20 protein-coding genes are annotated in these 23,054 nt (G+C 65.3%); 4 read left to right on the top strand and 16 right to left on the bottom strand.

Going from position 1 to position 23,054, the window contains the following annotated elements; all coding sequences use genetic code 11:
* Positions 1-9 precede the first annotated feature (9 nt).
* The 3 genes from lpdA to B0I00_RS03325 are packed head-to-tail and all read right to left on the bottom strand — an operon-like array spanning position 10 to position 3,072.
* Positions 10-1,422: a dihydrolipoyl dehydrogenase gene (lpdA, locus tag B0I00_RS03335; protein ID WP_100865905.1), complete on the bottom strand. Its 1,413-nt coding sequence runs from the start codon at positions 1,420-1,422 to the stop codon at positions 10-12.
* A 2-nt stretch (positions 1,423-1,424) separates the two neighbouring features.
* Positions 1,425-1,763 carry an acyl-CoA thioesterase gene (locus B0I00_RS03330; protein WP_100866472.1) on the bottom strand — a complete coding sequence of 113 codons (339 nt, stop codon included), beginning with the start codon at positions 1,761-1,763 and terminating at the stop codon, positions 1,425-1,427.
* A gap of 40 nt (positions 1,764-1,803) precedes the next feature.
* A complete protein-coding gene (locus B0I00_RS03325; protein WP_100865904.1) occupies positions 1,804-3,072 on the bottom strand; it encodes a pyruvate dehydrogenase complex dihydrolipoamide acetyltransferase in 1,269 nt (422 codons plus the stop codon).
* Positions 3,073-3,204: 132 nt separating this feature from the next.
* On the opposite strand from B0I00_RS03325, the gene B0I00_RS03320 reads away from it, so the two are divergent.
* A complete protein-coding gene (locus B0I00_RS03320; RefSeq protein ID WP_100865903.1) occupies positions 3,205-3,657 on the top strand; it encodes a universal stress protein in 453 nt (150 codons plus the stop codon).
* Here the strand turns inward: B0I00_RS03320 and B0I00_RS03315 are convergent, their stop codons facing one another.
* From B0I00_RS03315 to radA, 9 genes are all read right to left on the bottom strand, one after another.
* Positions 3,658-5,910 carry a ribonuclease R family protein gene (locus B0I00_RS03315; RefSeq protein ID WP_100865902.1) on the bottom strand — a complete coding sequence of 751 codons (2,253 nt, stop codon included), beginning with the start codon at positions 5,908-5,910 and terminating at the stop codon, positions 3,658-3,660.
* Positions 5,910-7,226: a M28 family peptidase gene (locus B0I00_RS03310; protein ID WP_232730095.1), complete on the bottom strand. Its 1,317-nt coding sequence runs from the start codon at positions 7,224-7,226 to the stop codon at positions 5,910-5,912. Before B0I00_RS03310 ends, B0I00_RS03315 begins: the two co-directional genes overlap by 1 nt.
* Positions 7,216-8,766 carry a proline--tRNA ligase gene (gene proS / locus B0I00_RS03305; protein ID WP_100865900.1) on the bottom strand — a complete coding sequence of 517 codons (1,551 nt, stop codon included), beginning with the start codon at positions 8,764-8,766 and terminating at the stop codon, positions 7,216-7,218. Before proS ends, B0I00_RS03310 begins: the two co-directional genes overlap by 11 nt.
* Before the next feature lie 44 nt (positions 8,767-8,810).
* On the bottom strand, positions 8,811-9,365 hold the full coding sequence (phaR, locus tag B0I00_RS03300) for a polyhydroxyalkanoate synthesis repressor PhaR (protein WP_100865899.1): 555 nt from the start codon (positions 9,363-9,365) through the stop codon (positions 8,811-8,813).
* A 90-nt stretch (positions 9,366-9,455) separates the two neighbouring features.
* Positions 9,456-10,493: an alanine racemase gene (gene alr, locus B0I00_RS03295; protein ID WP_100865898.1), complete on the bottom strand. Its 1,038-nt coding sequence runs from the start codon at positions 10,491-10,493 to the stop codon at positions 9,456-9,458.
* Positions 10,480-12,105: an MFS transporter gene (locus B0I00_RS03290; RefSeq protein WP_100865897.1), complete on the bottom strand. Its 1,626-nt coding sequence runs from the start codon at positions 12,103-12,105 to the stop codon at positions 10,480-10,482. Before B0I00_RS03290 ends, alr begins: the two co-directional genes overlap by 14 nt.
* 41 nt (positions 12,106-12,146) lie before the next feature.
* Entirely contained in the window at positions 12,147-12,575 is a 429-nt protein-coding gene (locus B0I00_RS03285) for an iron-sulfur cluster assembly scaffold protein (RefSeq protein ID WP_100865896.1), read from the bottom strand.
* A 3-nt stretch (positions 12,576-12,578) separates the two neighbouring features.
* On the bottom strand, positions 12,579-13,136 hold the full coding sequence (locus B0I00_RS03280; RefSeq protein ID WP_100865895.1) for a CvpA family protein: 558 nt from the start codon (positions 13,134-13,136) through the stop codon (positions 12,579-12,581).
* 12 nt (positions 13,137-13,148) lie between these two features.
* The gene (gene radA / locus B0I00_RS03275; protein ID WP_100865894.1) at positions 13,149-14,516 is read right to left on the bottom strand and encodes a DNA repair protein RadA; all 1,368 of its coding nucleotides are present in this window, start codon (positions 14,514-14,516) and stop codon (positions 13,149-13,151) included.
* Positions 14,517-14,585: 69 nt separating this feature from the next.
* Here radA and B0I00_RS03270 point away from each other — a divergent pair, with 69 nt between their 5' ends.
* Positions 14,586-16,925 (top strand): patatin-like protein, encoded by a 2,340-nt coding sequence (locus B0I00_RS03270; RefSeq protein ID WP_100865893.1) that lies wholly within the window; start codon positions 14,586-14,588, stop codon positions 16,923-16,925.
* Here the strand turns inward: B0I00_RS03270 and B0I00_RS03265 are convergent.
* From B0I00_RS03265 to dnaK, 3 genes are all read right to left on the bottom strand, one after another.
* A complete protein-coding gene (locus B0I00_RS03265; RefSeq protein ID WP_100866471.1) occupies positions 16,922-17,983 on the bottom strand; it encodes a class I SAM-dependent methyltransferase in 1,062 nt (353 codons plus the stop codon). The two genes, B0I00_RS03270 and B0I00_RS03265, sit on opposite strands and share 4 nt — an antisense overlap.
* A gap of 84 nt (positions 17,984-18,067) precedes the next feature.
* A complete protein-coding gene (dnaJ, locus tag B0I00_RS03260) occupies positions 18,068-19,213 on the bottom strand; it encodes a molecular chaperone DnaJ (RefSeq protein ID WP_100865892.1) in 1,146 nt (381 codons plus the stop codon).
* A 69-nt stretch (positions 19,214-19,282) separates the two neighbouring features.
* Positions 19,283-21,199, bottom strand: a complete 1,917-nt coding sequence (gene dnaK / locus B0I00_RS03255; protein WP_100865891.1) for a molecular chaperone DnaK — start codon at positions 21,197-21,199, stop codon at positions 19,283-19,285.
* 176 nt (positions 21,200-21,375) lie between these two features.
* On the opposite strand from dnaK, the gene B0I00_RS03250 reads away from it, so the two are divergent.
* Positions 21,376-21,897: a copper chaperone PCu(A)C gene (locus tag B0I00_RS03250; RefSeq protein WP_100865890.1), complete on the top strand. Its 522-nt coding sequence runs from the start codon at positions 21,376-21,378 to the stop codon at positions 21,895-21,897.
* A 65-nt stretch (positions 21,898-21,962) separates the two neighbouring features.
* Positions 21,963-22,382: a vgr related protein gene (locus tag B0I00_RS03245; RefSeq protein WP_232730094.1), complete on the top strand. Its 420-nt coding sequence runs from the start codon at positions 21,963-21,965 to the stop codon at positions 22,380-22,382.
* 100 nt (positions 22,383-22,482) lie between these two features.
* On the opposite strand, the gene grpE is transcribed toward B0I00_RS03245, so the two are convergent.
* On the bottom strand, positions 22,483-23,049 hold the full coding sequence (gene grpE / locus B0I00_RS03240; RefSeq protein WP_100865888.1) for a nucleotide exchange factor GrpE: 567 nt from the start codon (positions 23,047-23,049) through the stop codon (positions 22,483-22,485).
* Between the last annotated feature and the right edge of the window lie 5 nt (positions 23,050-23,054).

Genomic DNA, 23,054 nt, shown 5'->3' with positions numbered 1-23,054 from the left:
CCGCCGCAATCAGATGTGCAGCGCACGCCCGTAAGCGGCAAGAACACTCTCGTGCATCATTTCCGAAAGCGTCGGATGCGGGAAGACGGTGGCCATCAGCTCGGCCTCTGTCGTTTCCAGCGTCTTGCCCACGGCGTAGCCCTGGATGAGCTCGGTCACTTCGGCACCGATCATGTGCGCGCCCAGCAGCTCGCCAGTCTTGGCATCGAACACCGTCTTGATGAAGCCTTCGGCCTCTCCCAGCGCGATGGCCTTGCCGTTGCCGATGAACGGGAAGGTTCCGGCTTTGACCGCGTAGCCTTCTTCCTTTGCCTTGGCTTCGGTCAGGCCGACCGAGGCGACCTGCGGGTGGCAATAGGTGCAGCCCGGAATGTTGCGCCGGTCCATCGCGTGGGGATGGACATCCTTGTTGCCCAGTTCCTTGGCAATACTTTCGGCCGCGATAACGCCTTCGTGACTGGCCTTGTGGGCGAGCCACGGGCCAGGCGTTATGTCGCCGATCGCCCATACGCCCTTGACGTTGGTGCGGCCGTAGTCGTCGATGGCGATAATCCCGCGATCGGCCTTGATGCCCAAGGCTTCCAGTCCGATGTTCTCGGTGTTGGGGGCGATTCCGACCGCGACGATGACGTGGCTGAAGTCGCCTTCGACGATCTTGCCGTCCTTGCCCTTGATCTTCGCCTTCACGCCGGTCTTGCCGACATCGAGGCTTTCGACTCCTGCACCGGTCAGGATCGTCATGCCCTGCTTCCTGAGCGCCTTTTCAAGGAACGCCGAGACGTCGGCATCCTCCACCGGCACGATCCGGTCCATCATTTCGACGACGGTCACATCGGCACCCATATCGTTGTAGAAGCTGGCGAACTCGATCCCGATCGCGCCCGATCCGATGACCAGCAGCTTGCCTGGCATTTCCTTGGGCGTCATCGCGTGGCGGTAGGTCCACACCCGCTCGCCATCGGCCTTGGCGAAAGGCAGATCGCGGGCCCGCGCGCCGGTGGCAACGATGATGTGTTTGGCGTTTAGCGATTCCGTGCCCTTGTCGCCGGTCACTTCAAGCTTGCCCGCCCCCTTCAGAACGCCGGTGCCCATGTGAACCGCGATCTTGTTCTTCTTCATCAGGTGCGTGACGCCCTGGTTAAGTTGCTTGGCCACCCCGCGGCTGCGCGCCACGACCGCGTTGAGATCGGCGCTGATCTTTTCCGCAGCCAGGCCATAATCCTTGGCGTGGTTCATGTAATGAAAGATCTCGGCCGAGCGAAGCAGCGCCTTGGTCGGAATGCAGCCCCAGTTGAGGCAGATGCCACCCAGGTTCTCGCGCTCGACGATCGCGGTCTTGAGGCCGAGTTGCGCGCAGCGGATCGCCGCCACATATCCGCCAGGGCCCGAACCGAGCACGATAACGTCGTATTGATCAGCCATTGTCAGTTCCCATCATCGAGTGCGCGCGGACGATCGCTTGCGTCCAGCAGCACGAATTTGAATTGCCCCTTGGCGACCTGGCTCACGGTCTCGCCATTGCGCTCCCGGCCCTCGCCGCGCGCGAGAATGGTCAGCGACGTGCGTCCGCGCGCCGTGATCTCTGCATAGACCGATAGCTCGTCGCCCACCTGCATCGCGCCGGGGAAAGTGAAGTCGGTCGCCTGCACCACCACGGCCTTGCCCTTGCCCTCGCGCGAAGCGAGCGAGCCGGCACCGAGCGCCAGCTGGCTCATCAACCAGCCGCCAAATACCCCGCCATAGGGGTTGAGGTCGGTCGGCATGGCGGTCGCGCGGATGACCAGAGTTTCGGCCACGGCGCGATCAGGCCACCAGGCCGAGCGGCGCCTCGACCAGATCCTTGAACGCCTGCATCAGCTGCGCACCATCGGCGCCGTCGATGGCGCGGTGATCGAAGCTGCCGGTGGCCGACATGACCGTGGCGATGGCCAGAGCGCCATCGACTACGAAAGGCCGCTGTTCGCCCGCGCCGACGGCCATGATCATCGCCTGCGGCGGGTTGATGACAGCCTCGAACTGCTTGATCCCGAACATGCCGAGGTTCGACAGGCTGGCCGTGCCGCCCTGGTATTCGTGCGGCTGCAGCTTGCCGTCCTTGGCCTTGCCCGCCAAGGTCTTCATCTCGGTGCTGATCTGGGCAACGCCCTTGCCCGCGGCATCGACGATGATCGGCGTGATCAGGCCGGACGGTGCGGCAACGGCCACCGAAACGTCGGCGCGGCCGTACTTGCGCAGTTCGTCTCCGGCGAAGCTGACGTTGCACTTGGGCACACGCAGCAGAGCCTTGCCCAGCGCCTTGATCAGCAGGTCGTTGACCGACAGCTTGACGCCATCGGGTTCGAGCGCCTTGTTTAGTTCGCCCCGCAGCTTGAGCAGCGCGTCGAGCCGCACGTCGACCGTGAGGTAGATGTGCGGGATGGTCTGCTTGGCTTCCGTCAGGCGGCGCGCAATGGTCTTGCGCACGTTGTTGAGCTTTTCGGCTTCGTAGGGGACGCCGAAATCGGGAACCGGCGCGGACGCAGCCGGGGCGCTTGCCGCAGGTGCAGCCGCAGCGACCGGCGCAGCGCTGCCAGCCGTGATCCCTTCGACGTCGGCCTTGACGATGCGTCCGTTCGGGCCCGAACCCTTGACGGTCTTGAGGTCTACACCGTTCTGTTCGGCGATGCGCTTGGCGAGAGGCGAGGCGACGACGCGTTCGCCGGCGGTGGCCGGTGCGGCAGCTTTGGCTGCGGTCGGTGCAGGCGCCGAAACAGCCTTTGCCTCGGCGGCAGGTTCGGTCTTTGCTGCAGTCGCCCCGGTCTTCTGTGCCGGCACCGCGCTGGCGTCCTCGTCCTCGCCCGCGATCGTGGCGATGATGGTGCCGACCTTCACCCCTTCGCTCCCTTCCGGGACCGTTATAGAGGTGATGACTCCTTCGTCGACCGCTTCGAATTCCATCGTCGCCTTGTCGGTTTCGATCTCGGCCATGATGTCGCCCGAGGAAACCGTATCGCCCACCTTGACCAGCCATTTGGCAAGGGTCCCTTCCTCCATCGTGGGAGACAGGGCTGGCATCTTGATGTCGATCGGCATGGGGAGGATCCGGGCTCCGTTCAGGGAGGGTTGACGCTAGTGCGTCCTTGGCCAAATCCGTGCCGTTCGGCAAGGTCCTTGCGTCGAATACGTTTGTAGCAGATACGCCGCCCAGAGGGGAAATTGCCAGCGATGCGCGTCTATCTGGTTATCATGGACGAAACCGACGAGGCCGCCACCGCGCTGCGCTTTGCTGCACGCCGTGCTGCACGAACCGGCGGACAGGTGCATCTGCTCGCGCTGGTACCGCGCCAGCCCTTTGTTGCCTTCGGCGGGATCCAGGCAACGATCGAGGAAGAGGCGCGGGCCCGCGCCGAAGCACTGGTCACCACCGCTGCCGGCAGTCTGCTAAGCGAAGGCGGGCAAATGCCAGCGATCGCGGTCAAGACCGGCAATGGCGAACAGGTCGTGCGTGAATATCTGGCCGATCATCCCGAGGTTTCGGCCCTGGTGCTGGGTGCGGCTGCCAATGGCGGGCCCGGTCCGCTGGTTAGCCACTTTACCGGGATGGCGGGCCAGCTCGCCTGTCCGGTCTATGTGATACCCGGCAGCTTAACCGACGAGGACCTCGAACGGCTGAGCTGATCAGCGGCGCTTGCCCTGATGTCGGATGTTCCCCGGGCGGCCCCTTTTGCCGGCGAGATGTCCACCTTTCTTCTTGAGCGGTAGCGGCCGGCCGCGCGGTTCGACGCGCGAGCCAGCACCGTGTTCCGGTTCGAACTTCAGCGCCCCGGTCAATGGATTGGCTTCGGCCAGCTTGAGGCGCAGGCGCTGGCCCATGGCATATCGCGTGCCGCTGCGCTCGCCCTCGAGGACCTGGGCCTTCTCGTCGTGGAAGTAGCGTTCGTCCCCCAGCACCGAGACCGGCACCAGCCCGTCGCCGCCCAGCCCGACGATCGTCGCGAACAGGCCGAAGCGCTGGACGCCGGTAATTCGCGTTTCGAACACCTCGCCCACGCGCGACGCCAGCCAGGCTGCGACGTAGCGGTCTATGGTTTCGCGTTCGGCTTCCATCGCGCGGCGTTCGGCAACGCTGATGGCTTCGCTGACGCGGGTAAGATCGCCGCGGTCGCGTTCGGACAGGCCCGAAGCAGGCGGCAGATCGGCCTTGGGCCTCGGCTGCTCCAGCCCGAAACTATCGACCAGCGCGCGGTGGACAAGAAGGTCGGCATAGCGTCGGATCGGCGAGGTGAAGTGAGCATAGCTCGCCAGGGACAGGCCGAAGTGTCCGGCATTGCGCGGGCCGTAATAGGCCTGGGTCTGGCTGCGCAGCACCGCCTCCATGATTAGCGCCTTTTCGCTTTCGTCGCTGACGTCCTTGAGCAAGCGGTTGAACAGGCTTGGGGTGATCACCTGACCGAGTGCGAGCTTGCGCTCGAATGTCGAGAGATAGTCCTTCAGCGCAACCAGCTTCTCGCGGCTCGGCGGCTCGTGGATGCGGTAGACGACCGGCGCGACCTTGCTTTCCAGCGCCTTCGCTGCGGCGACATTGGCGGCGATCATGAAGTCCTCGACCACGCGGTGCGCGTCGAGCCGTTCTCGCAGCGCAATCTGTTCGATCTTGCCGGCCTCGTTCAGCACCACCCGGCGTTCGGGAAGTTCGAGGTTCAGGGGGTCGCGGTCGGTCCGTGCCTTTTCCAGCGCGCGCCAGGCGTCCCACAGGTTAGTCAGGTGGCTGGAGGCTTCGCCTGCGTCGATGCGGCGCTGCGCCTCCTCATAGGCGATGACCTCGCCGATCTGAACGATCGCACGGCTGAACCGCCAGCCCGTGACCTTGCCGCTGGCCGCGATGTCCATGTGGCAAGCCATGGCCGCACGCGGCTCGCCGGCACGCAAGGAGCAGACGTCGGCGCTGAGCACTTCGGGCAGCATCGGCACCACCCGGTCGGGGAAGTAGACCGAATTGCCGCGCTTGCGCGCCTCGCGGTCGAGCGCGCCGCCCGGGCGGACATAATAGCTGACATCGGCAATCGCGACGACGGCGCGGAAGCCGCCCTCGCCGTCGGGCTCCGCCCAGATCGCATCGTCGTGGTCGCGTGCATCGCTCGGGTCGATCGCGACGATCGGCAGATGGCGCAGGTCTTCGCGCGTATCGGCACTGACCGGAAGCTTTGCCGCAAGCTCGCCCTCGGCCAGCGTTTCCGGGTGGAAAGCAAAGGGAATGCCGTGCTTGTGAATCGCGATCAGGCTGAACGCCTTGGGTGCAAGCGGATCGCCCAGAACCTCGGTCACCTTGACGCCCGAGCGGGGCGATTTGCCCGCCGGCTCCGCGAGGACAAGTTGTCCGGCTTCCGCGCCGCCGAGGTCGGCGATCGGCGAGGCGTTGCGTTCGCGCTTGTCGACGGGGGCCAGCCAGCCCTTCCCGCTCTTGTCGATCTCGACCACGCCCATGACCTGATCGGCCATGGCGGGCAGTTTCTTCATCGGATGGGCTATCCAGCCCGAGCCTGTTTCTTCGGTCCGCGCCAACACGCGGTCGCCCTTGCGCAATGCGGAGCGGCCCTTCTCGCGCACGCGCAGCCGCGGCGGCGGGGTGGCGTCATCAGGCGACCAGTTGTCCGGCACGGCCACCGCCTCGCCCTCGTCGGTGTCGACCACGCGCAGCACGGTAACTTTGGGCACCCCGCCCATCCGGTGGAAGGCGCTGCGGTTGCCGTCGATCAGGCCCTCGTCGGCCATGTCCTTGAGCAAGGCCTTGAGTGCGATCTTTTCCTGCCCCTTGAGGCCGAAGGCACGCGCGAGCTCGCGCTTGCCGGCAGGCTCGTCGCTCGAGGCGATGAAGTCGAGGACCTGCTGGCGGCTCGGCAGGCCGGGTTGGGGTTTGGGCGGACGGACCATTACCTGAGCGGCCGGAAGGCGCCGCCGGGCACGGCCGATGCCACCGGGCTTTCGGTCCCGTCGGCGGCGACGCTCGATACCCCGAACAGCCAGTCGTCGCCGCGCACGCCCTTGAGGGTGACTTCGGTCGGTTGGCCGGCGCGCACGACCTGCGGCCTCACCTCCCATGCCGGCGCATCGGTGCGGCGGCGCCAGATCCGGTAACTGCTGGCGCCCGCGACGGTGTCCCAGCTCAGGGTCGTGAAGGTCTGCACGGCTGCCTCGACCTTAGGCGCGGGCGGCATCGGCGCGCGAGCCAGCTTGTCAAGCATGGCAGCGTTGAGGCGCGTCACCTTGGCGAGATAGGCGAAGTCCATGAAATCGATCGTGTCACCATAGATCGTGCCGCTTTCGGTGCGCAGATCCTGGTGCTGGTGATCATAGTTCTCGACCCCGACCGTGAACCGGATCGCCGGATAGCCCATGCCGAGGAACGGCACGTGATCGCCGCCACGGCCCATGCGGTCGGTGCGCCAGACTTGACGGACGCGCAGCTCGGGCTTCGCAAGGCTAGAGGCATAACGCGACAGGCTGCGGCTCGGACTGTCGTTCTCTCCGCCGAAACGGCGCGCGGCGTTGCGGGTCGCATCGTCGGAATCGGCGCGCGGGCCTTCAGAAAAGACCCTCACGACCTTGTCCTCGACCAGGCCATCCGAACCGCGCGTGTTGCCGACGATATCGTTGTTGAGCACGGCCTTGACCGTCCAGCCCTGCTGCTTCGCGTAATCCGCTAGGAGCTGCCCACCGAACAGGCCCTGCTCCTCGCCCGACAGGACGGCATAGACGATCGTGGTCGGATATTTGTGCTTCGAGAGAATGCGGGCCGCTTCGAGGACAAGCGCGGTCCCCGATCCGTCGTCGTTGGCCCCGGGTGCATCGGAGGTTGCATCCATCACGTCGCTGGCGCGGCTGTCGATGTGGCCCTGGACGATGACGACCTCGTTCGGGCGCTCGGTTCCGCGCTGGATCGCAACGACGTTGACCAGCCGGGTCGGCACCTTGATCCGGTCGCCGGTGATCATTGTTTCGGGCAGCACGATTGCCAGGCAATCGCCGCACGCCTTGCTCGTTTCGCGAAGGTTCGCCTCGGCCCACCGCCGCGCGGCGCCGATCCCGCGCGCCGGATCGTCCTGGCTCGACAGGGTGTGCCGCGTGCCGAACGAAACCAGCTTTTCGACGTCGGCGCGCAGGCGCGCGGGTGATACCGGATCGGGCTGGGCCTGCGCCGGGGCGGCCAGTGCAAGGGCGCCAAGCGCTGCGAAGGCCTTAGTACGCACGGGCGACATAGATCCGTTCGACTGCCAGTTCGCCGGTGAAGAGGCAGGTGCCAGAGACCGGTCCTCCGTCCATCGGCGTGTTGCGAATGGTAAGCTTGAGCGCCTTCAGCTTTTGCACGACGCCCTCCAGTGCGGTGCCGGTCGGGCGTGACCAGCTAAGCTCGACCCAGCCCGGATACCGCTTGTCCTCGGCGAAAAAGGCTTCAAGCCCGGCAAGGTCGGTCACGCCGCGGTGGATCTGTGCATCGCGGCGCTCGGTGGCCTGGGCGTGGAGAGAGCGCTGCACGTCCTCCAGTTCTGCAACAGCCTGTCCCAAGAACTCGTCCTTGCTCTGGGCGATGAAGTTTACCTTGCCGTCGGGCTTCCAAAGCCGGTCGCGGCGCACGACCGAGACCTGTCCTCCGGCAGCATCGCGTCCGCCGATCTCCAGGATAACAGGAACGCCCTTCTTCACCCAGGACCATCGCTTCTGCGTAGCCTTTCCGGCGCGCTTGTCGAGCAGGACGCGGATCGGTTCGCCAAGCGCGCTCTGCTCGGCGAGCGCCTTGCGGATCTCCTCGCAGTAGGACAGCAGCGTCTCGTCGCCGTCGTCGTCGCGCAACATCGGCAGGATGACGATCTGTTGCGGGGCGACGCGCGGCGGCACGCGCAGACCGTCATCGTCGCCGTGGACCATGATGAGGCCGCCGATCATGCGGGTTGAAACGCCCCAACTGGTGGTGTGGCACAGCGCCTGCTGGCCTTCCTTGTCCTGGTAGCGGATGCCGGCCGCTTCGGCGAAGCCGGTACCGAGATAGTGCGAGGTGCCGGCTTGAAGCGCCTTGCCGTCCTGCATCATCGCCTCGATCGAATAGGTCGCGACAGCGCCGGGGAAGCGTTCATTCTCGGGCTTTTCGCCGACCATCACCGGAATGGCGAGATCGTCCTCGGCGACCTGGCGATACATCTCGAGAGCGCGCAGGGTTTCGGCCATCGCGTCATCGCGATCGGCATGGGCGGTATGGCCTTCCTGCCAGAGGAATTCGCTGGTGCGCAGAAACATGCGGGTGCGCATTTCCCAGCGCACGACGTTGGCCCACTGGTTGGTCAGGAGCGGCAGGTCGCGCCACGACTGGATCCACCGCGCCATGGCCTTGCCGATCACCGTCTCCGACGTCGGGCGGACGATCAACGGCTCTTCGAGCTTCGCGTCGGGATCGGGGACGAGACCACCCTTCCCGTCCTGGATCAGGCGGTGATGGGTGACGACGGCCATTTCCTTGGCAAAGCCTTCGACGTGTTCGGCTTCTTCGGCGAAGTAACTCAGCGGGATGAACAGCGGGAAATAGCAGTTGTCGACGCCGGCGGCCTTGATCCGCGCGTCCATCAGCTTCTGGATGCGTTCCCAGATGCCATAGCCCCACGGCCTGATGACCATGCAGCCGCGCACGCCGCTTTCCTCGGCCATTTCGGCTTCGGAAATGACGTCCTGATACCAGGCGGCAAAATCGGCTTCACGGGTGATTGAAAGGGCGTGGCGAATGGCAGGCTTCTGACTCATGCCTGCGCCGTTAGACGGTTATCGCGAGGTGTTCAAACCCGCGATCACTTGCTCAGTTTGTCGAGCTTGTCCTGCATGGCCGCCATCTGGGCGCGAAGCGCGGCGATTTCGTCGTCGCGGCCGTCGTCCCTGGGGGTGGGCCTGCTTTCTTCCTGGAGGCCCGGAACGAAGGCCGAGGCGGCCGCCTTGAACATGGCAAGGTTCTGCTGGGCCAGCTTGGCCAGCGGATTGGCGCCCAGGCTGGCCTCGAACGCCTCGCGTAGCTTGGTCTGGTTGGAGCGGAAATTGTCCATCGATGCTTCAAGGTAATGCGGCACAAGGCTCTGCATCGAATTGCCGTACATGCTGATCAACTGACGCAGGAAATTGACAGGGAGCATCTGTTCGCCGCCGTGGCTTTCCTCTTCCATGATGATCTGGGTCAGGATCGAATGGGTGATGTCGGCACCGGTCTTGGCATCGAGAACTTTGAAGTCGACGCCCTCGCGCGTCATCTTCGAAAGATGGTCGAGCGTGATGTAGCTTGACGACTTGGTGTTGTAGAGACGCCGGTTGGCGTATTTCTTGATGATGACGGTTTCGCCAGTCGCCTCGGTCATGCCCTATCCCCTGCGGGCCGGATTCCCGCTTCACCAGGCAGTGTTAGCATTTGCAGCAACTGCATTGCAACAAAACCTTGCTGCGCAGCATCATCGCGCGAAGCGGCGACCGAGGCCGGTCAGTAACTCGTATTGGGACAGTCCGGTCAACGCCGCGGAGTGCGGCAGATCGTAGGCGACCTCGATCCAGTCACCCTCGCCCAGATCGGGCGCTGCCGAAAGGTCGATCACCGTCATGTCCATCGAAACCCGGCCCAGCACGGGAAGCGTCCGGCCCTGGTGGACCATCGTACCGCCACCCGACCAGGCGCGCAGGTAGCCGTCGGCATAGCCCAGGCTGATCACCCCGACGCGCATCGTGACCGGAGCCGTGAAGGTTGCGTTGTAGCCGACGCTGTCGCCGGCCTGAAGGTCGCGAACCTGGATAAGCGCGGCATGGGGGCGGGCGACCTGGCGCAGTTCGCCGGCAAGCGCAGCGCAGGGCACGCCGCCATAGAGCGCGATCCCGGGACGCGTGACATCGCCGTGGTAATCGGGGCCGAGCGCGATTCCGGCACTATTGGCAAGGCTGGCCTTCCGGTGCGCAATCAGGCCGCGGGCCTCATTCCACCGGCCAAGCTGGATGCCATTGAGCGGCGATTCGTCGTCAGCCGAGGCGAGGTGCGACAGCAGGAGATCAATCGAAAGCTGCTTGATGAGCGGATCGGACAGGTCGACCATGGGCAAGCCCAGGCGGTTGATCCCGGTGTCGACCATGAGGTCGCACGCGCCGCCTCCTGCGGCGATCCACCGCTGTGCCTGGGCGAGCGAATTGATCACGGGCTTGACGCCGAGAGCACGGGCAAACGCGGCGTCTGCCCCTGTCAGCGGGCCGTGAAGGACCGACACGGCGCCCGCCGGAACCAGCTCGGCAACGGCCGTTGCCTCGCTCCAGTGCGCGACGAAGAAATCGCGGCATCCTGCCTGCCACAATGCGGGAACGACCGTGGCCACTCCCAGGCCATAGGCATCGGCCTTGACCGCCGCGCCAGCCCTGGCGCGGCCCGACAGTGTGTCGAGCTTGATCCAGTTGTGCGTCAGCGCCGCGGCATCGACGTCCAGCCGCAGTGCGGGTTCAGGCGGTATCATCGGCAAAATCGCGTGGCTTTCCGTCCGGCAAGCCCCACACGGCGACGACCAGCGCAATCACCACGACCACCCAGGTGTACCACAGGCCCGAATAGGGATCGCCGGTGCGCGCGACGATATAGCTGGCGATGAACGGCAGGAAGCCGCCGAAGTAGCCGGTGCCGATATGATAAGGGATCGACATCGACGAATAGCGCACCCGCGCCGGGAACATCTCGGTCAGCAAGGCCGCAACGGGGCCGTATGTCGCTCCCGACAAGGCCATCAGTAACAATAGACCGCCGATGATCGCCGCCGCCTGACCGAACGAGGGAGTGTGCTTGGCAAAGTTGAATACGGTCTGCCCGGCTCGCTCCTCGATCGCCGCCTTGCGCGCCTTGGCATCGTCGAGCGCCAGGTCGTCGACCGCGATCACGCGCGTGCCGTCAGCCACCAATTCGAGCCGGTCGCTGCGCTCCAGCGTGTAGGGCACCCCGGCCCCGGCGAAATCGGCCATCAGCTTGCCGCAGGCGGTTTCCTGCTTGGGCGCGAAAGGCGCATAGCTGCAGTCCGGTCCGCGCAGCGTCCAGGCAATGGCCGATGTCTGCGTCGGATCCTTGCCGACCGAGCCGATGAACCAGAAAGTCGGGAACAACAGCAGAAGGGTGAGGACATAGCCGATGACGATCGGCTTCTTGCGGCCATAGCGGTCGGACAGGATGCCGGCCCAGATGAAGAACACCATGCCGATTGCCGCGGCGATGCCGACGATTATCTCCGCCGCCGTATCCTCGATATGCAAGGCCGACTTGAGGAACGACAGGCCGCTGAACATGGCCGTGTACCAAATGACGGTGAGGCCGGCGGCAACGCCGAACAGCGCCACGAAGATGCGCTTCTTGTTCCCCGGATAGGTGAAACTTTCGACGAAGGGATTGCCGGCCAGTTCGCCTTGCTCCTTCATCGCCTTGAACACCGGACTTTCCGACAGCTTAAATCGCATCCACAGCGAAATCGCGAGCAAGACCAGGCTGAGAAGGAATGGCACGCGCCAGCCCCAGGCGTTCCAGGTGTCCGCACTCATCGCGGCCTTGCAACCAAGGACCACGATCAGGCTGAGCACGAAGCCGCCGACCACGCTCGCCTGGATATAGCTGGTCTGGTAGCCGCGCCTGTTGAATGCCGCGTGTTCCGCGACATAGATCGCCGCGCCGCCGTATTCACCGCCGAGCGCCAGGCCCTGGAGGATGCGCAGGAAGATGACGATGGCCGGGGCCCAGTAGCCAATGCTTGCCGCCGACGGGATCAGGCCGACGCCGGCCGTCGCGATCCCCATCAATGTCACCGTGACAAGGAATGTATACTTGCGGCCCAACTTGTCGCCCAGATAGCCGAACAGCACGGCGCCCAGTGGACGAAACCCGAAGCCCACGGCGAAAACCAGCCAGAACAGCAGCATTTCCAGCGTGGCGTTTCCTGTCGGAAAGAAGGTCTTCGACAAGATCGCGCCGAGGGTGCCGTAGATGAAGAAATCGTACCACTCGAACACGGTCCCGGCGGACGACGCGCCGATCACGAGGCGCATGTCCGATGCGCTGGGCTGGACCTCGATGTGGCCGGCCGCTTCGGTCATGCACGATCTCCCCTCAAGCAATTGCGCCAAGCGCTCTAGCGTCAGCTTTGTGTGGAGGAAAGCGCCGCGACCGCAGCCTTCCACGGCAAAAGCATGGCGCCGTGCCGGGCAGGATAGGCCCTCGCCGCGGCCACGGCTTCGAGGCCGGGCCAGTCGGGAAGCTCACCCTCTCCCTTCAGCCACCGCTCGATTCCGCTCAGCGCGGTTGCGATGTCCTTGGCGGTCTGGCCGGGGGCGGCGCTGGCGAAGATCGCGGCCGAGGCCTGACCGATCGCGCAGGCATGGGCGCGCAGGCCGATCCGGTCGATACGGCCCGCCGCGTCAATGGACAGGTGCATAGTCAGGGTGGAGCCGCAGGCCGGGGAGCGCGCCTGGCCTTTAAGCGGCAAGGCAGTGTCGGGCGGAAAGGCGGCCAGGCCGGTCGCCAGCGCAAGAACCTGCGGCGAATAGAGCGCCGCTGCGGCAGCCATCGCCTAGTCCTGCTGGCGTTTCTTGGCGGCCTTCTTAGCGGCCTGGTTCTTCGCATCGGCGTCGAGCGCCTCTTGCCGGCGCTGGGCGAGGATCTCGACCATCTCGCGGCTGGCGGCGTCGATGAACGGATAGGATCGCGACTGGCTGATCCAGTCCGGACGTCCGTTCGCGCCCCAGACCGTGTCGTAGCCGAGGACCAGCACCGAAAAGGCCATGACCGCGATCAGGACGCCCTTCATCGTGCCGAAGCCGAATCCCAGGACCCGGTCGATCGGGCCGAGCGAGGATTCCCGGCTTGCCGCGCCGAGCCGGGCGGCGAGCAGCTTGACGATGGCATAGGGGATCAGCAGCAGCAGGGCGAAGGCCAGCACGGCGGCCCCGCTATCGGTACCGACCCGGGGCACCAGCCATTCGGTCAGCGGGGTGTGCATCTCGTGGATGGCGAAGACCGAGAGCACCCAGGCCGCAAGAGTCAGCACTTCCTGCACGAAGCCGCGCATGAAACCGGTAATGGCGCCAAGACCCACCAGCAGAAGAACAGCGATGTCGAAACCCGTCATATGGCGCGGAAACTATGCGTCGCCCATGATGCGGTCAACGAGATTTGGCAGCAGGGTTAATGGATGGAAGCGCGCTCCGTCGCATTTCGCGGGCGGGTCGGGCGGGCCGTAGGCGCTGCGAAATCCGAGCTTTGCCGATTCGCGCAGGCGAACGCCGGCATGGGCGACGTTACGGATCTCGCCCGCCAGCGACACTTCGCCGAACCACACGCTGTCGGCGGCCAACGGCTTGTCGGCCAGAGCGGATACAAGTGCGGCGGCGACCGCCAGGTCGGCGGCAGGATCTCCCAAACGGTAACCCCCGGCGACGTTGAGATAGACTTCGGCCGAGGAGAAATTGAGCCCGCAGCGCGCTTCGAGCACGGCCAGCAACATCGCGAGGCGCCCGCTGTCCCAACCGACCACTGCGCGACGCGGGGTCGCTCCGCTGGCCAGCCGCACGATCAGGGCCTGCACCTCGACGAGGACCGGGCGCGTCCCCTCGATCGCCGGGAACACTGCGCTGCCGGCCACCGGCTGATCGCGACCCGACAGGAACAGCATCGACGGATTACCGACTTCTTCCAATCCCGCCCCGGCCATGGCGAAGACGCCGATCTCGTCCACCGGACCGAACCGGTTCTTGAGGCTGCGCAGGATGCGGTACTGGTGGCTGCGCTCCCCCTCGAAGCTCATCACCACGTCGACCATGTGCTCGAGCACGCGCGGACCCGCTATCGAACCGTCCTTGGTCACATGACCGACCAGGACCAGGGCGACCCCGTTTTCCTTGGCGTACCGGATCAGTTCGAAGGCGCAGCCGCGTACCTGGCTGACGGTGCCAGGCGCGCCTTCGATCTGGTCGGAATGCATCGTCTGGATCGAATCGATCACCAGGAAGTCGGGCGCCGTCATGCCGCCCAGCGTCGTCAGGATGTCGCGCACCGAGGTTGCCGCCGCCAGGCTGATCGGCGCTGCGGCAAGACCCAGTCGCTCGGCCCGGAGTCGCACCTGTCCGGCCGCCTCCTCGCCGCTGATGTAGACGGCAGAGCACCCCGTCCTTGCGATCCGTGCGGCGGCCTGAAGCAGCAGGGTGGATTTGCCGATCCCCGGATCGCCGCCCATCAGGATTGCTGAACCGGGCACCAGTCCCCCGCCGAGAGCCCGGTCGAATTCTGCCAGGCCGGTACTGCGCCGCTGCGGCAGCGGGGTTGCCGCATCGAGCGGTTCGAACAGGATCGGCCGCCCCCCGAACGAAAGGTCGTGCTTTAGCGAAAAGACCGTTTGCGGGGCTTCTTCGGCCAGTGTGTTCCATTCGCCGCAGTCGGCGCATTGGCCCTGCCAGCGGGTCGAGACGGAGCCGCAGGCGGCGCAGACATAACGGCGTTTGGGCTTGGCCATGCCTTTCCCTAAGCGGAACGTAATGAGAACGCAATTGCCAAGCCGAACGCGCCGTGGAAAGAGGGCGCTATGAGGCAGAAGGAGCTTCGCATTGCGCTGGTCTGCTATGGCGGGGTCAGCCTTGCGGTCTACATGCACGGGGTCACCAAGGAGCTGTGGAAGCTCGCCCGGGCCAGCCGCGCCTACCATGGCGGCAGCCCGGTCAGCGGCGGAACCGAGGCGGTCTATCTGCGGCTGCTCGAGCGGATCGAGGCGCTTCACGGCCTTCGTTTGCGCGTTCTGCCCGACATCCTGACCGGAGCCAGTGCTGGCGGGATCAACGCGGTGTTCCTTGCCCAGGCGATTCATTCGGGCCACAGCCTCGAGCCGCTGACCGACCTGTGGCTCGAACGCGCCGATGTGGACGTGCTGCTTGATCCCGATGCCCGGCCGTGGTCGCGGATCAGCAAGTTCTGGGCGATGCCCCTGGTCTATTGGATGCTCAAGCGTCCCGGCAACGTGGTCAGCGACAGCGTCGCGCCGGAAACCCGCTCCGAAGTCCGCGCCAAGCTGTCACGGTTGATCCGTTCGCGGTGGTTTGAGCCGCCCTTCTCCGGCCTTGGCTTTTCGCGCCTGCTTCGCGAGGCGCTGGCTGCCATGTCCCGCGGCGAGGCGGAAACGCCTCTGCTTCCGCCCGGTCATCCGATCGACTTGTTCGTTACCGCGACCGACTTCAAGGGCCATCGCGAGCGGCTGCGGCTCAACAGCCCGGTCGAAGTGGAGGAATACGAACACCGCCTGTCGATCGGATTTCGCGCCGCAACGCCCAGCATCGGCGGACAGTCGCTGGCCGCACCGCTCGAACTGGTCTTCGCCGCGCGTGCGACTGCCAGCTTTCCGGGCGCCTTTCCGGCGCTTCAGCTGGCCGAGATCGATGTACTCGCCGGTGACGAGGCCCACGGCTGGCCCAGCCGCACCGCCTTTGTCGAACGAACCATGCCCGAGCACAGCCACCGCGGCGACGAAGACGGCGTGTCGCTGATCGACGGCTCGGTGCTGGTCAACGCGCCCTTCGCCGAGGCGATCGCCGCGATCCCGCAGCGCCCGGCGCAGCGCGAGGTCGACCGACGCTTCGTTTATATCGATCCACAGCCCGACCAGGTCGGCGGCATCGATCGAGGCGATCCGCGCCCGCCGGGGTTCTTTTCGGTGATCTTCGGTTCCTTGTCCTCGATCCCGCGCGAGCAACCGGTTCGCGACAACCTCGAAGCGATCGAGCGGCAATCGCGCGAACGCGTGCGGCTCAAGCAGATCGTCGACGCTTTGCGGCCCGAGGTCGAGCAGACGGTTGAGCGCCTGTTCGGCCGCACCCTGTTCTTCGACCGCCCGACCGTCGGGCGCCTGACCGCCTGGCGTGCCAAGGCCCAGCAGGCTGCGGCAGAACAGGCCGGATTTGCGTTCCAGGCCTATGGCCAGGTCAAGCTGACCAGCATCGTTCTCGCCATCGCCGATGCGGTGGCCAAGGCAACGCCCGAGCGGGACCGCGGATGGGCGGCAGATGTGGTGAGCGCGCTCAACCTGCACCTCGCAGTCAGCGGCCTTGACCATATCGGCGGCCCGCGTGGAGGCGCGAGCGAGGCCTCGATCGCATTCTTTCGCAACCACGATCTCGGCTTTCGGATTCGCCGCCTGCGCCTTCTTGCGCGCCGCCTTTCCGAGGACTGGGACGACATCGATCTGGCCGCGCCCGAAGCGCGGCAGGCCGCGCGCGACGTGGTCTACCGCGCGCTATCGCTCTACTTCGACCGCGAAAACAGTCAGACCTTGGGTGCCGATTTCCCGGACGTGGCGCAGCACGCGCTGACCAACCCGGCGCTTGTCCTGCAGACTATCGCCGACCGGCGCCAGCTTCCCGCGACCGACCTTGTCGTCGATGCCATGCTGGTGGCTGGCATGGCCGATCTGCCGCGTGAATTGCGGCGGCGAATCCTGCTGACCTATCTGGGCTTTCCGTTCTACGATACTGTTACCCTGCCGCTTTTGCGCGGCGAAGGGATGAGCGAGTTCGACGGCGCCAAGGTCGATCGCATCTCGCCCGACGATTGCAGCGCGATCCGCGTCGGCGGCGCGCGCGCGACCCTTCGAGGATCGGAATTCTACAACTTTGGCGCGTTCTTCAGCCGTGCCTACCGCGAGAACGATTACTTGTGGGGGCGGCTGCACGGGGTCGAGCGGCTGATCGATCTGGTCGTCTCGGCGCTGCCTGCCGGGATGGAATTGCCGGCTGCCGAGATCTCCACCTACAAGTTCGACGGGTTTGCCGCCGTTCTGGCCGAGGAATCCGGACGGCTGAATGCCGATCCGGGGCTGGTCACCGGCCTGCAACGAGAGGTCGACGAGCGCCGCAGGGTGGCCGCAGCCGGAGCCTAGCGCGCTTCGAGAACCATGTTGAACGGCCCGTCTGTGGCCCGGCGAACCCGGTCGAAGCCGCCGCTGCGGATCACTTCGGACAGCCGGGCTTCGCCGGCCTGCGCACCCAGGGCCGCTCCGACTTCCTGGTCGAGCGAGGTCGGCACGCAGATCATCGTCGATGCGTTGTAGAACAGGCGGCCGACCGGGTTCATGTTGTCCGCCGGGCTGTTGCCGGCATTGGGCTCGACGACCATCCAGGTTCCGCCCGGAGCCAGGATCTTGTGCATGTGGGCCGCGCAGCCGGCGGGATCGCCCATGTCGTGCAGGCAGTCGTACATCGTGATGAGGTCGAAGCCCCCCTCTCCGATCTCCTTCGCCTTGGCGACTTCGAAGCGGACCCGGTCGCCCAGTCCGTGCGCGGCTGCGTGACGGCGGGCTTCCTCGATCGAGGGTTCGTGGAAGTCGTATCCCACGAAGCTCGACGCGGGATAGGCTTCGGCCATCAACAGGGTGGAGAAGCCGACTCCGCAGCCAACGTCCGCGACCTTCGCCCCCTTGCGCAAGGCGCTTTCCACGCCGTCGAGGGCGGGAATCCAGTTGGGTACGATGTTGTTGACGTAGCCCGGGCGGAAGAAGGCGCCGGTCGCGCAGAACAGGCATCCGGCGTGATCGCCCCAGCGCACCCCGCTGCCGTTGCGGAAGCATTCCTCAACCCGCGCCTCGACCTCGTGCATCGCGGCGATCATCTCGAAGGCGCCGCGCAGGAACACCGGACTGTCTTCTAGGCAGAAGACCATGGCCTGCTCGGGCGAAATGGCGAATGTTTCCGACGCCGGATCGTAGTCGATATAGCCGTTGGCCGCCTGGGCCAGGCACCATTCGCGCACGTAGCGCTCGTGCAGGCCACCTGCCGCGGCGGCGAGCTGCGCGGCTGTTGCCGGCCCCTTGCCGAGAATATCGAACAGCCCGAGGCGGATGCCGATGCGGGTGGTCGGCACGCTCATCGCGCCGCCCAGATCGCCCAGCATCTTGCCCACGAATTCGTTGAGTCTCGTTTCGTCGAGTGCCTGCGCCATGTGATTCATCTCCCGGGAGTGTGCGACCCGAGGGCTGGCTAGCGCGAAGGAGCGTAACAGATCGCGCGGCGTGCGAAAACCCAGCTAATCGGTCAGGTCTTCCCACGCCTCTTTGAGGCGGTTGAAGAAGCCTTTCGATTGCGGGCATTCGTCGCCGGTCTCGGTCGCCTGAAGCTCGCGCAGCAGGTCCTTCTGCTTCGCGCTGAGCTTGGTCGGCGTCTCAACCATGATGTCGATCACCAGGTCACCTCTGCCGCGCCCTTGCAGGACCGGCATGCCCTCACCCCGCTTGCGCAGCTGCTTGCCGTTCTGGATGCCTGCTGGAATTTCCACCTCGATGGTCTTGCCGTCGAGTCCGGGGATCGCGATCGTGCCGCCCAGCGCCGCCGTGGTGAAAGCGATCGGCGCGCGCGTGACGATATTGGTCCCGTCGCGCTCGAACACCGAATGCCGGCGGATGTGGATGAAGATGTAGAGATCGCCCGAGGGCGCCCCAAAGGGCCCGGCCTCGCCGCGTCCGGCCAGACGGATCCGCGTACCGGTATCGACGCCCGGCGGAATCGTTACGTCAAGCTTCTGCGGCGAGTCGACCCGGCCATCGCCGCGGCAAGACCGGCAGGGCTTCTCGATGACCTCGCCGCGGCCGTGGCAGGTCGGGCAGGTCCGCTCGACCATGAAGAAGCCCTGCTGCGCGCGAACCTGGCCGTGACCGCCGCACAGGTTGCAGCGGCGCGTACCGGTACCGGGTTCGGCGCCTGAGCCGTCGCACGGCTCGCACTTGGCCGCGACTTCGATTTCGATTTCGGCCTGCTTGCCATGGAATGCATCGTCGAGGCTGATCTCGAGGTCATAGCGCAGATCGGCGCCGCGGCGCTGTTGCTGCCGGCCGCCACCGCCACCAAAGGCGCTGCCGAAGATCGTCTCGAAGATGTCGCCAAGGTCGGAAAAGCCGGCTCCGCCGCCCATGCCGCCGGGGCCGCCTCCGCCGCCGTTCATGCCCTGTTTGTAGGCATCGTGGCCGAAGCGATCATAGGCCGCGCGCTTCTGCGGGTCCTTGAGGCATTCGTAGGCTTCGCTGATCGTCTTGAAGCGGTGTTCCGCCTCGGCATCCCCAGGATTTCGATCGGGGTGCCAGCGCATCGCAAGGCGCCGATAGGACGATTTGATCGTCGCATCGTCGGCAGTGCGTTCGCATTCCAGAAGTTCGTAATAGTCGGCTTCTACCGCCATGATATCGTCCCTGACCCGATCCCGTCACCCGGGCCGTGGCCGGGATGACGGGGGGAGATCACAGCTTCTTCAGCCCTTGTTGTTGTCGTCGACTTCCGAAAACTCGGCGTCGACAACGTCTTCGGCGCTTTCGGCCGGGGTTTCGGCGCCCGGAGAAGCGGCAGCGGCCTGCTCCTTCTCGTAGATCACCTGGCCCATCTTCATGGCCTTTTCGGTCAGCGCCTGGGTCTTGGCGGTCATTTCCTCGCCATTGCCGCTTTCGATCGCAGTCTTGGCTTCGGCGATGGCGGCTTCGATTTCGGCCTTCAGATCGGCGTCGAGCTTGTCGCCATGTTCGGCGAGCTGCTGCTCGGTCGCGTGGACCAGGCTGTCGGCGTTGTTCTTGGCTTCCGCCGCCTCACGCCGCTTCTTGTCCTCTTCGGCGAACTTCTCGGCGTCCTTGACCATCTGGTCGATGTCCGCGTCCGAAAGGCCGCCCGAGGCCTGGATCTTGATCTGTTGTTCCTTGCCCGTGCCCTTGTCCTTGGCAGACACGTTCACGATGCCGTTGGCATCGATGTCGAAAGTGACCTCGATCTGCGGTACGCCGCGGCGCGCCGCCGGGATGCCGACCAGGTCGAACTGGCCGAGCAGCTTGTTGTCGGTCGCCATTTCGCGCTCGCCCTGGAACACGCGGATCGTGACCGCCTGCTGGTTGTCCTCGGCGGTCGAGAACACCTGGCTCTTCTTGGTCGGGATCGTGGTGTTGCGGTCGATCATGCGGGTGAACACGCCGCCCAGCGTCTCGATGCCCAGCGACAGCGGGGTCACGTCGAGCAGCAGCACGTCCTTGACGTCGCCCTGCAGGACGCCGGCCTGGATCGCCGCACCCATGGCGACGACTTCGTCCGGGTTCACGCCGGTGTGCGGTTCCTTGCCGAAGAAGTCCTTCACCACTTCGCGGACCTTGGGCATGCGGGTCATCCCGCCGACCAGGACCACGTCGTCGATGTCCGACGCCTTGAGACCGGCATCGGCCAGCGCCTTCTTCATCGGCTCCTTGGTGCGCTCGATCAGGTCGGCGACCATCTTTTCAAGGTCCGAACGAGTGACGGTTTCAACGAGGTGCAGCGGGGTGGTGCTGCCGCCTTCCATGCGGGCGGTGATGAAGGGCAGGTTGATTTCGGTCGATGCCGTGCTCGACAGCTCGATCTTCGCCTTTTCGGCCGCTTCCTTCAGGCGCTGCAGGGCCAGCTTGTCGGTGCGGAGATCCATGTTCTCCTTGGCCTTGAACTTGTCCGCCAGCCATTCGACCAGCTTCGAATCGAAGTCCTCGCCGCCAAGGAACGTGTCGCCGTTGGTCGACTTGACCTCGAACACGCCGTCGCCGATCTCGAGAATCGAGACGTCGAAGGTGCCGCCGCCGAGGTCGTAGACCGCAATGGTCTTGCCGTCGTTCTTTTCGAGGCCGTAAGCGAGTGCGGCCGCGGTCGGTTCGTTGATGATGCGCAGCACTTCAAGGCCTGCGATCTGGCCGGCGTCCTTGGTCGCCTGGCGCTGCGCGTCGTTGAAGTAGGCGGGCACGGTGATGACCGCCTGGGTGACAGTTTCGCCGAGGTACGATTCGGCCGTTTCCTTCATCTTCTGAAGGATGAAGGCCGAGATCTGGCTGGGCGAATAGTCTTCGCCGCCGGCCTGCACCCAGGCATCGCCGTTCTTGCCCTTGACGATGGTATAGGGGACCAATTCGGTGTCCTTCTTGGTCACCGGATCGTCGAAGCGGCGGCCGATGAGGCGCTTGACCGCGAAAATCGTGTTGTCGCCGTTGGTGACGGCCTGGCGCTTGGCCGGCTGCCCGATCAGACGCTCACCATCCTTGGTGAAGGCGACGATCGAAGGCGTAGTGCGCGCGCCTTCGGCGTTTTCGATCACCTTCGGCTTGCCGCCGTCCATGACCGCAACGCAGCTGTTGGTGGTGCCGAGGTCGATACCGATTACTTTAGCCATGAAACCCCATCCTTGAGTCAGTGCAGTGACGCCGCATCCTTGGCTTCCCGTGATCGGCAAAGCGTTTGGGCAGCTCCTTATCGGCGCCGATATAAGAGTGGTTTTGCTTGGCACAAGTGCCGCGGGCTATTAGCGAGTCCCCCGTCCCGCATTGACCCGCAAAGGAACGCAAAGCCGTGCTTTACCTCCGCCTCGCCGCTGCCACCGCACCCATGACGCTGGGGCTTGTCCTGCTGGCGGGTTGCAAGCAATCGGCTGATACCGAAGCCGCTCCGGCGGCCACCGAAGCGAGGGACGCCGAGGCGAAAGGGATGGAATTGCGCGAGGCGGAGTTGATTCTCCCGGCGGTCAAAGGCAATCCGGGCGCGGCCTACCTGACCATTGCCAATCCCGAAGGCGGGCGCCGCGTGATCGCGGCCATTTCCATCGAGGGCGTCGGGCGCACCGAAGTCCACCGCACCGATGGCACGACCATGACCAGGGTCGAGCGGGTCGAGGTGCCGCCGGCATCGACGCTGTCGTTCGATCCGGGTGAGTTGCACGTGATGGCCTTCGACGTAGCGGATGCGCTGAAATCCGGCGGCAAGACAACGGTTAGGGTCACCTTCGCATCCGGTGACACGCTGGCGGCGCCGATGGCGGTGTTGAGCGTTTCCGATGCTGCCATGGGCGAGGACCACGCGGGGATGGAACACTGAGCAGCGCCGCGCACGCTTGTCCGGTCGGTGGCTCGCGCCCGCTGACCGCGGGCGAGATCGCGCTGGTGCGCTCGGTCTTCGGCACGGCGATCGACTGCGCCCGCGTGACTATCCGACGCAAGCGCTGGTTCCCCTTCCAGCCGCGACACGTGACCATGGCCCCTATGGGGCACATGCACTTTCACCCTGGATCGCACAGCTATTGCGATGATTTTTCGGAAGCCGGGCTATCGCTCCAGGGCCACTTCGTTCACGAGATGACCCACGTCTGGCAGGCCCAGACCCGCGGCCGCTGGTACCTCGTGCTGATGCGCCACCCTTTCTGCCGCTATGACTACGCGCTGCGCCCTGGCGCGAGGCTGGAAAGTTACGGGCTGGAACAGCAGGCCGAGATCGTGCGCCACGCCTTCATGCTGCGGAACGGGGCGAAGATTGCGGGGGTAGGCGACCAGACTGCCTATGAGTTGCTCGCAAACTTTCCTTGAGCCGACGCGCCCGTAAGGATTCTCCCACTCGCCCGTATCAAATCGCTGAGCGAGCGCATGAAACGTCATACGGAAACGATTGGAAACCTTCGAAAACCGATCAATCCGGCTTCCTCGCCACCGCAACCATCGCAGGACGCAGCAGGCGATCCTTGATCATGTAGCCGGCCTGCAGTTCCTGCAGCACGGTGCCGGGTTCGGCGTCGGCCGAGGGCACTTCGAGCATGGCCTGGTGCTGGTTGGGATCGAGCGGCAGGCCAACCGCGGCGATGCGGCTGATACTGTGAAGACCGAAAACCTTGTCGATCTCCCGCGCGGTGGCTTCGATCCCGGCGATGAAGCTTTTCATGCGCTCGTCCTCGCGCAGATCCTGCGGCACGGCGGTCAGCGCGCGCGTGAGGTTGTCCGACACCGAGAGGATGTCGCGGGCAAAGCCGGTCGCCGCATAGGTGCGCGCGTCGGCGATGTCCTTTTCCAGGCGTCGGCGCACGTTCTGCGTTTCGGCCTTGGCGTAGAGGACTTCCTGCCGCGCCGCTTCGAGATCGTCGCGAAGCCGGTCGAGCGCTTCGCCCAGCTTGTCGGTTTCCTTGTCCAGCAATTCGTCGGGAACCCCTGCCAATTCGGCTTCGACCGCCGGATCGCCGTGCGGTTTGGTGTCGTCGCTCATGTCGT

Source organism: Novosphingobium kunmingense (assembly GCF_002813245.1).
Classification (GTDB): Bacteria; Pseudomonadota; Alphaproteobacteria; order Sphingomonadales; family Sphingomonadaceae; genus Novosphingobium; species Novosphingobium kunmingense.
This window is presented reverse-complemented; position numbering and strand designations above follow the sequence as displayed.

Bases quoted from the DNA above. Each gene is read 5' to 3' on its own strand.
- dnaJ (WP_100865892.1), bottom strand. From the start codon at position 19,213: ATGGCGGTAGAAGCCGACTATTACGAACTTCTGGAATGCGAACGCACT.
- dnaK (WP_100865891.1), bottom strand. From the start codon at position 21,199: ATGGCTAAAGTAATCGGTATCGACCTCGGCACCACCAACAGCTGCGTT.
- B0I00_RS03325 (WP_100865904.1), bottom strand. From the start codon at position 3,072: ATGCCGATCGACATCAAGATGCCAGCCCTGTCTCCCACGATGGAGGAA.
- B0I00_RS03265 (WP_100866471.1), bottom strand. From the start codon at position 17,983: ATGGCGCAGGCACTCGACGAAACGAGACTCAACGAATTCGTGGGCAAG.
- B0I00_RS03290 (WP_100865897.1), bottom strand. From the start codon at position 12,105: ATGACCGAAGCGGCCGGCCACATCGAGGTCCAGCCCAGCGCATCGGAC.
- proS (WP_100865900.1), bottom strand. From the start codon at position 8,766: ATGAGTCAGAAGCCTGCCATTCGCCACGCCCTTTCAATCACCCGTGAA.
- grpE (WP_100865888.1), bottom strand. From the start codon at position 23,049: ATGAGCGACGACACCAAACCGCACGGCGATCCGGCGGTCGAAGCCGAA.
- phaR (WP_100865899.1), bottom strand. From the start codon at position 9,365: ATGACCGAGGCGACTGGCGAAACCGTCATCATCAAGAAATACGCCAAC.
- B0I00_RS03280 (WP_100865895.1), bottom strand. From the start codon at position 13,136: ATGACGGGTTTCGACATCGCTGTTCTTCTGCTGGTGGGTCTTGGCGCC.
- B0I00_RS03270 (WP_100865893.1), top strand. From the start codon at position 14,586: ATGAGGCAGAAGGAGCTTCGCATTGCGCTGGTCTGCTATGGCGGGGTC.
- alr (WP_100865898.1), bottom strand. From the start codon at position 10,493: ATGATACCGCCTGAACCCGCACTGCGGCTGGACGTCGATGCCGCGGCG.
- B0I00_RS03320 (WP_100865903.1), top strand. From the start codon at position 3,205: ATGCGCGTCTATCTGGTTATCATGGACGAAACCGACGAGGCCGCCACC.
- radA (WP_100865894.1), bottom strand. From the start codon at position 14,516: ATGGCCAAGCCCAAACGCCGTTATGTCTGCGCCGCCTGCGGCTCCGTC.
- B0I00_RS03285 (WP_100865896.1), bottom strand. From the start codon at position 12,575: ATGGCTGCCGCAGCGGCGCTCTATTCGCCGCAGGTTCTTGCGCTGGCG.
- B0I00_RS03330 (WP_100866472.1), bottom strand. From the start codon at position 1,763: ATGCCGACCGACCTCAACCCCTATGGCGGGGTATTTGGCGGCTGGTTG.
- lpdA (WP_100865905.1), bottom strand. From the start codon at position 1,422: ATGGCTGATCAATACGACGTTATCGTGCTCGGTTCGGGCCCTGGCGGA.
- B0I00_RS03315 (WP_100865902.1), bottom strand. From the start codon at position 5,910: ATGGTCCGTCCGCCCAAACCCCAACCCGGCCTGCCGAGCCGCCAGCAG.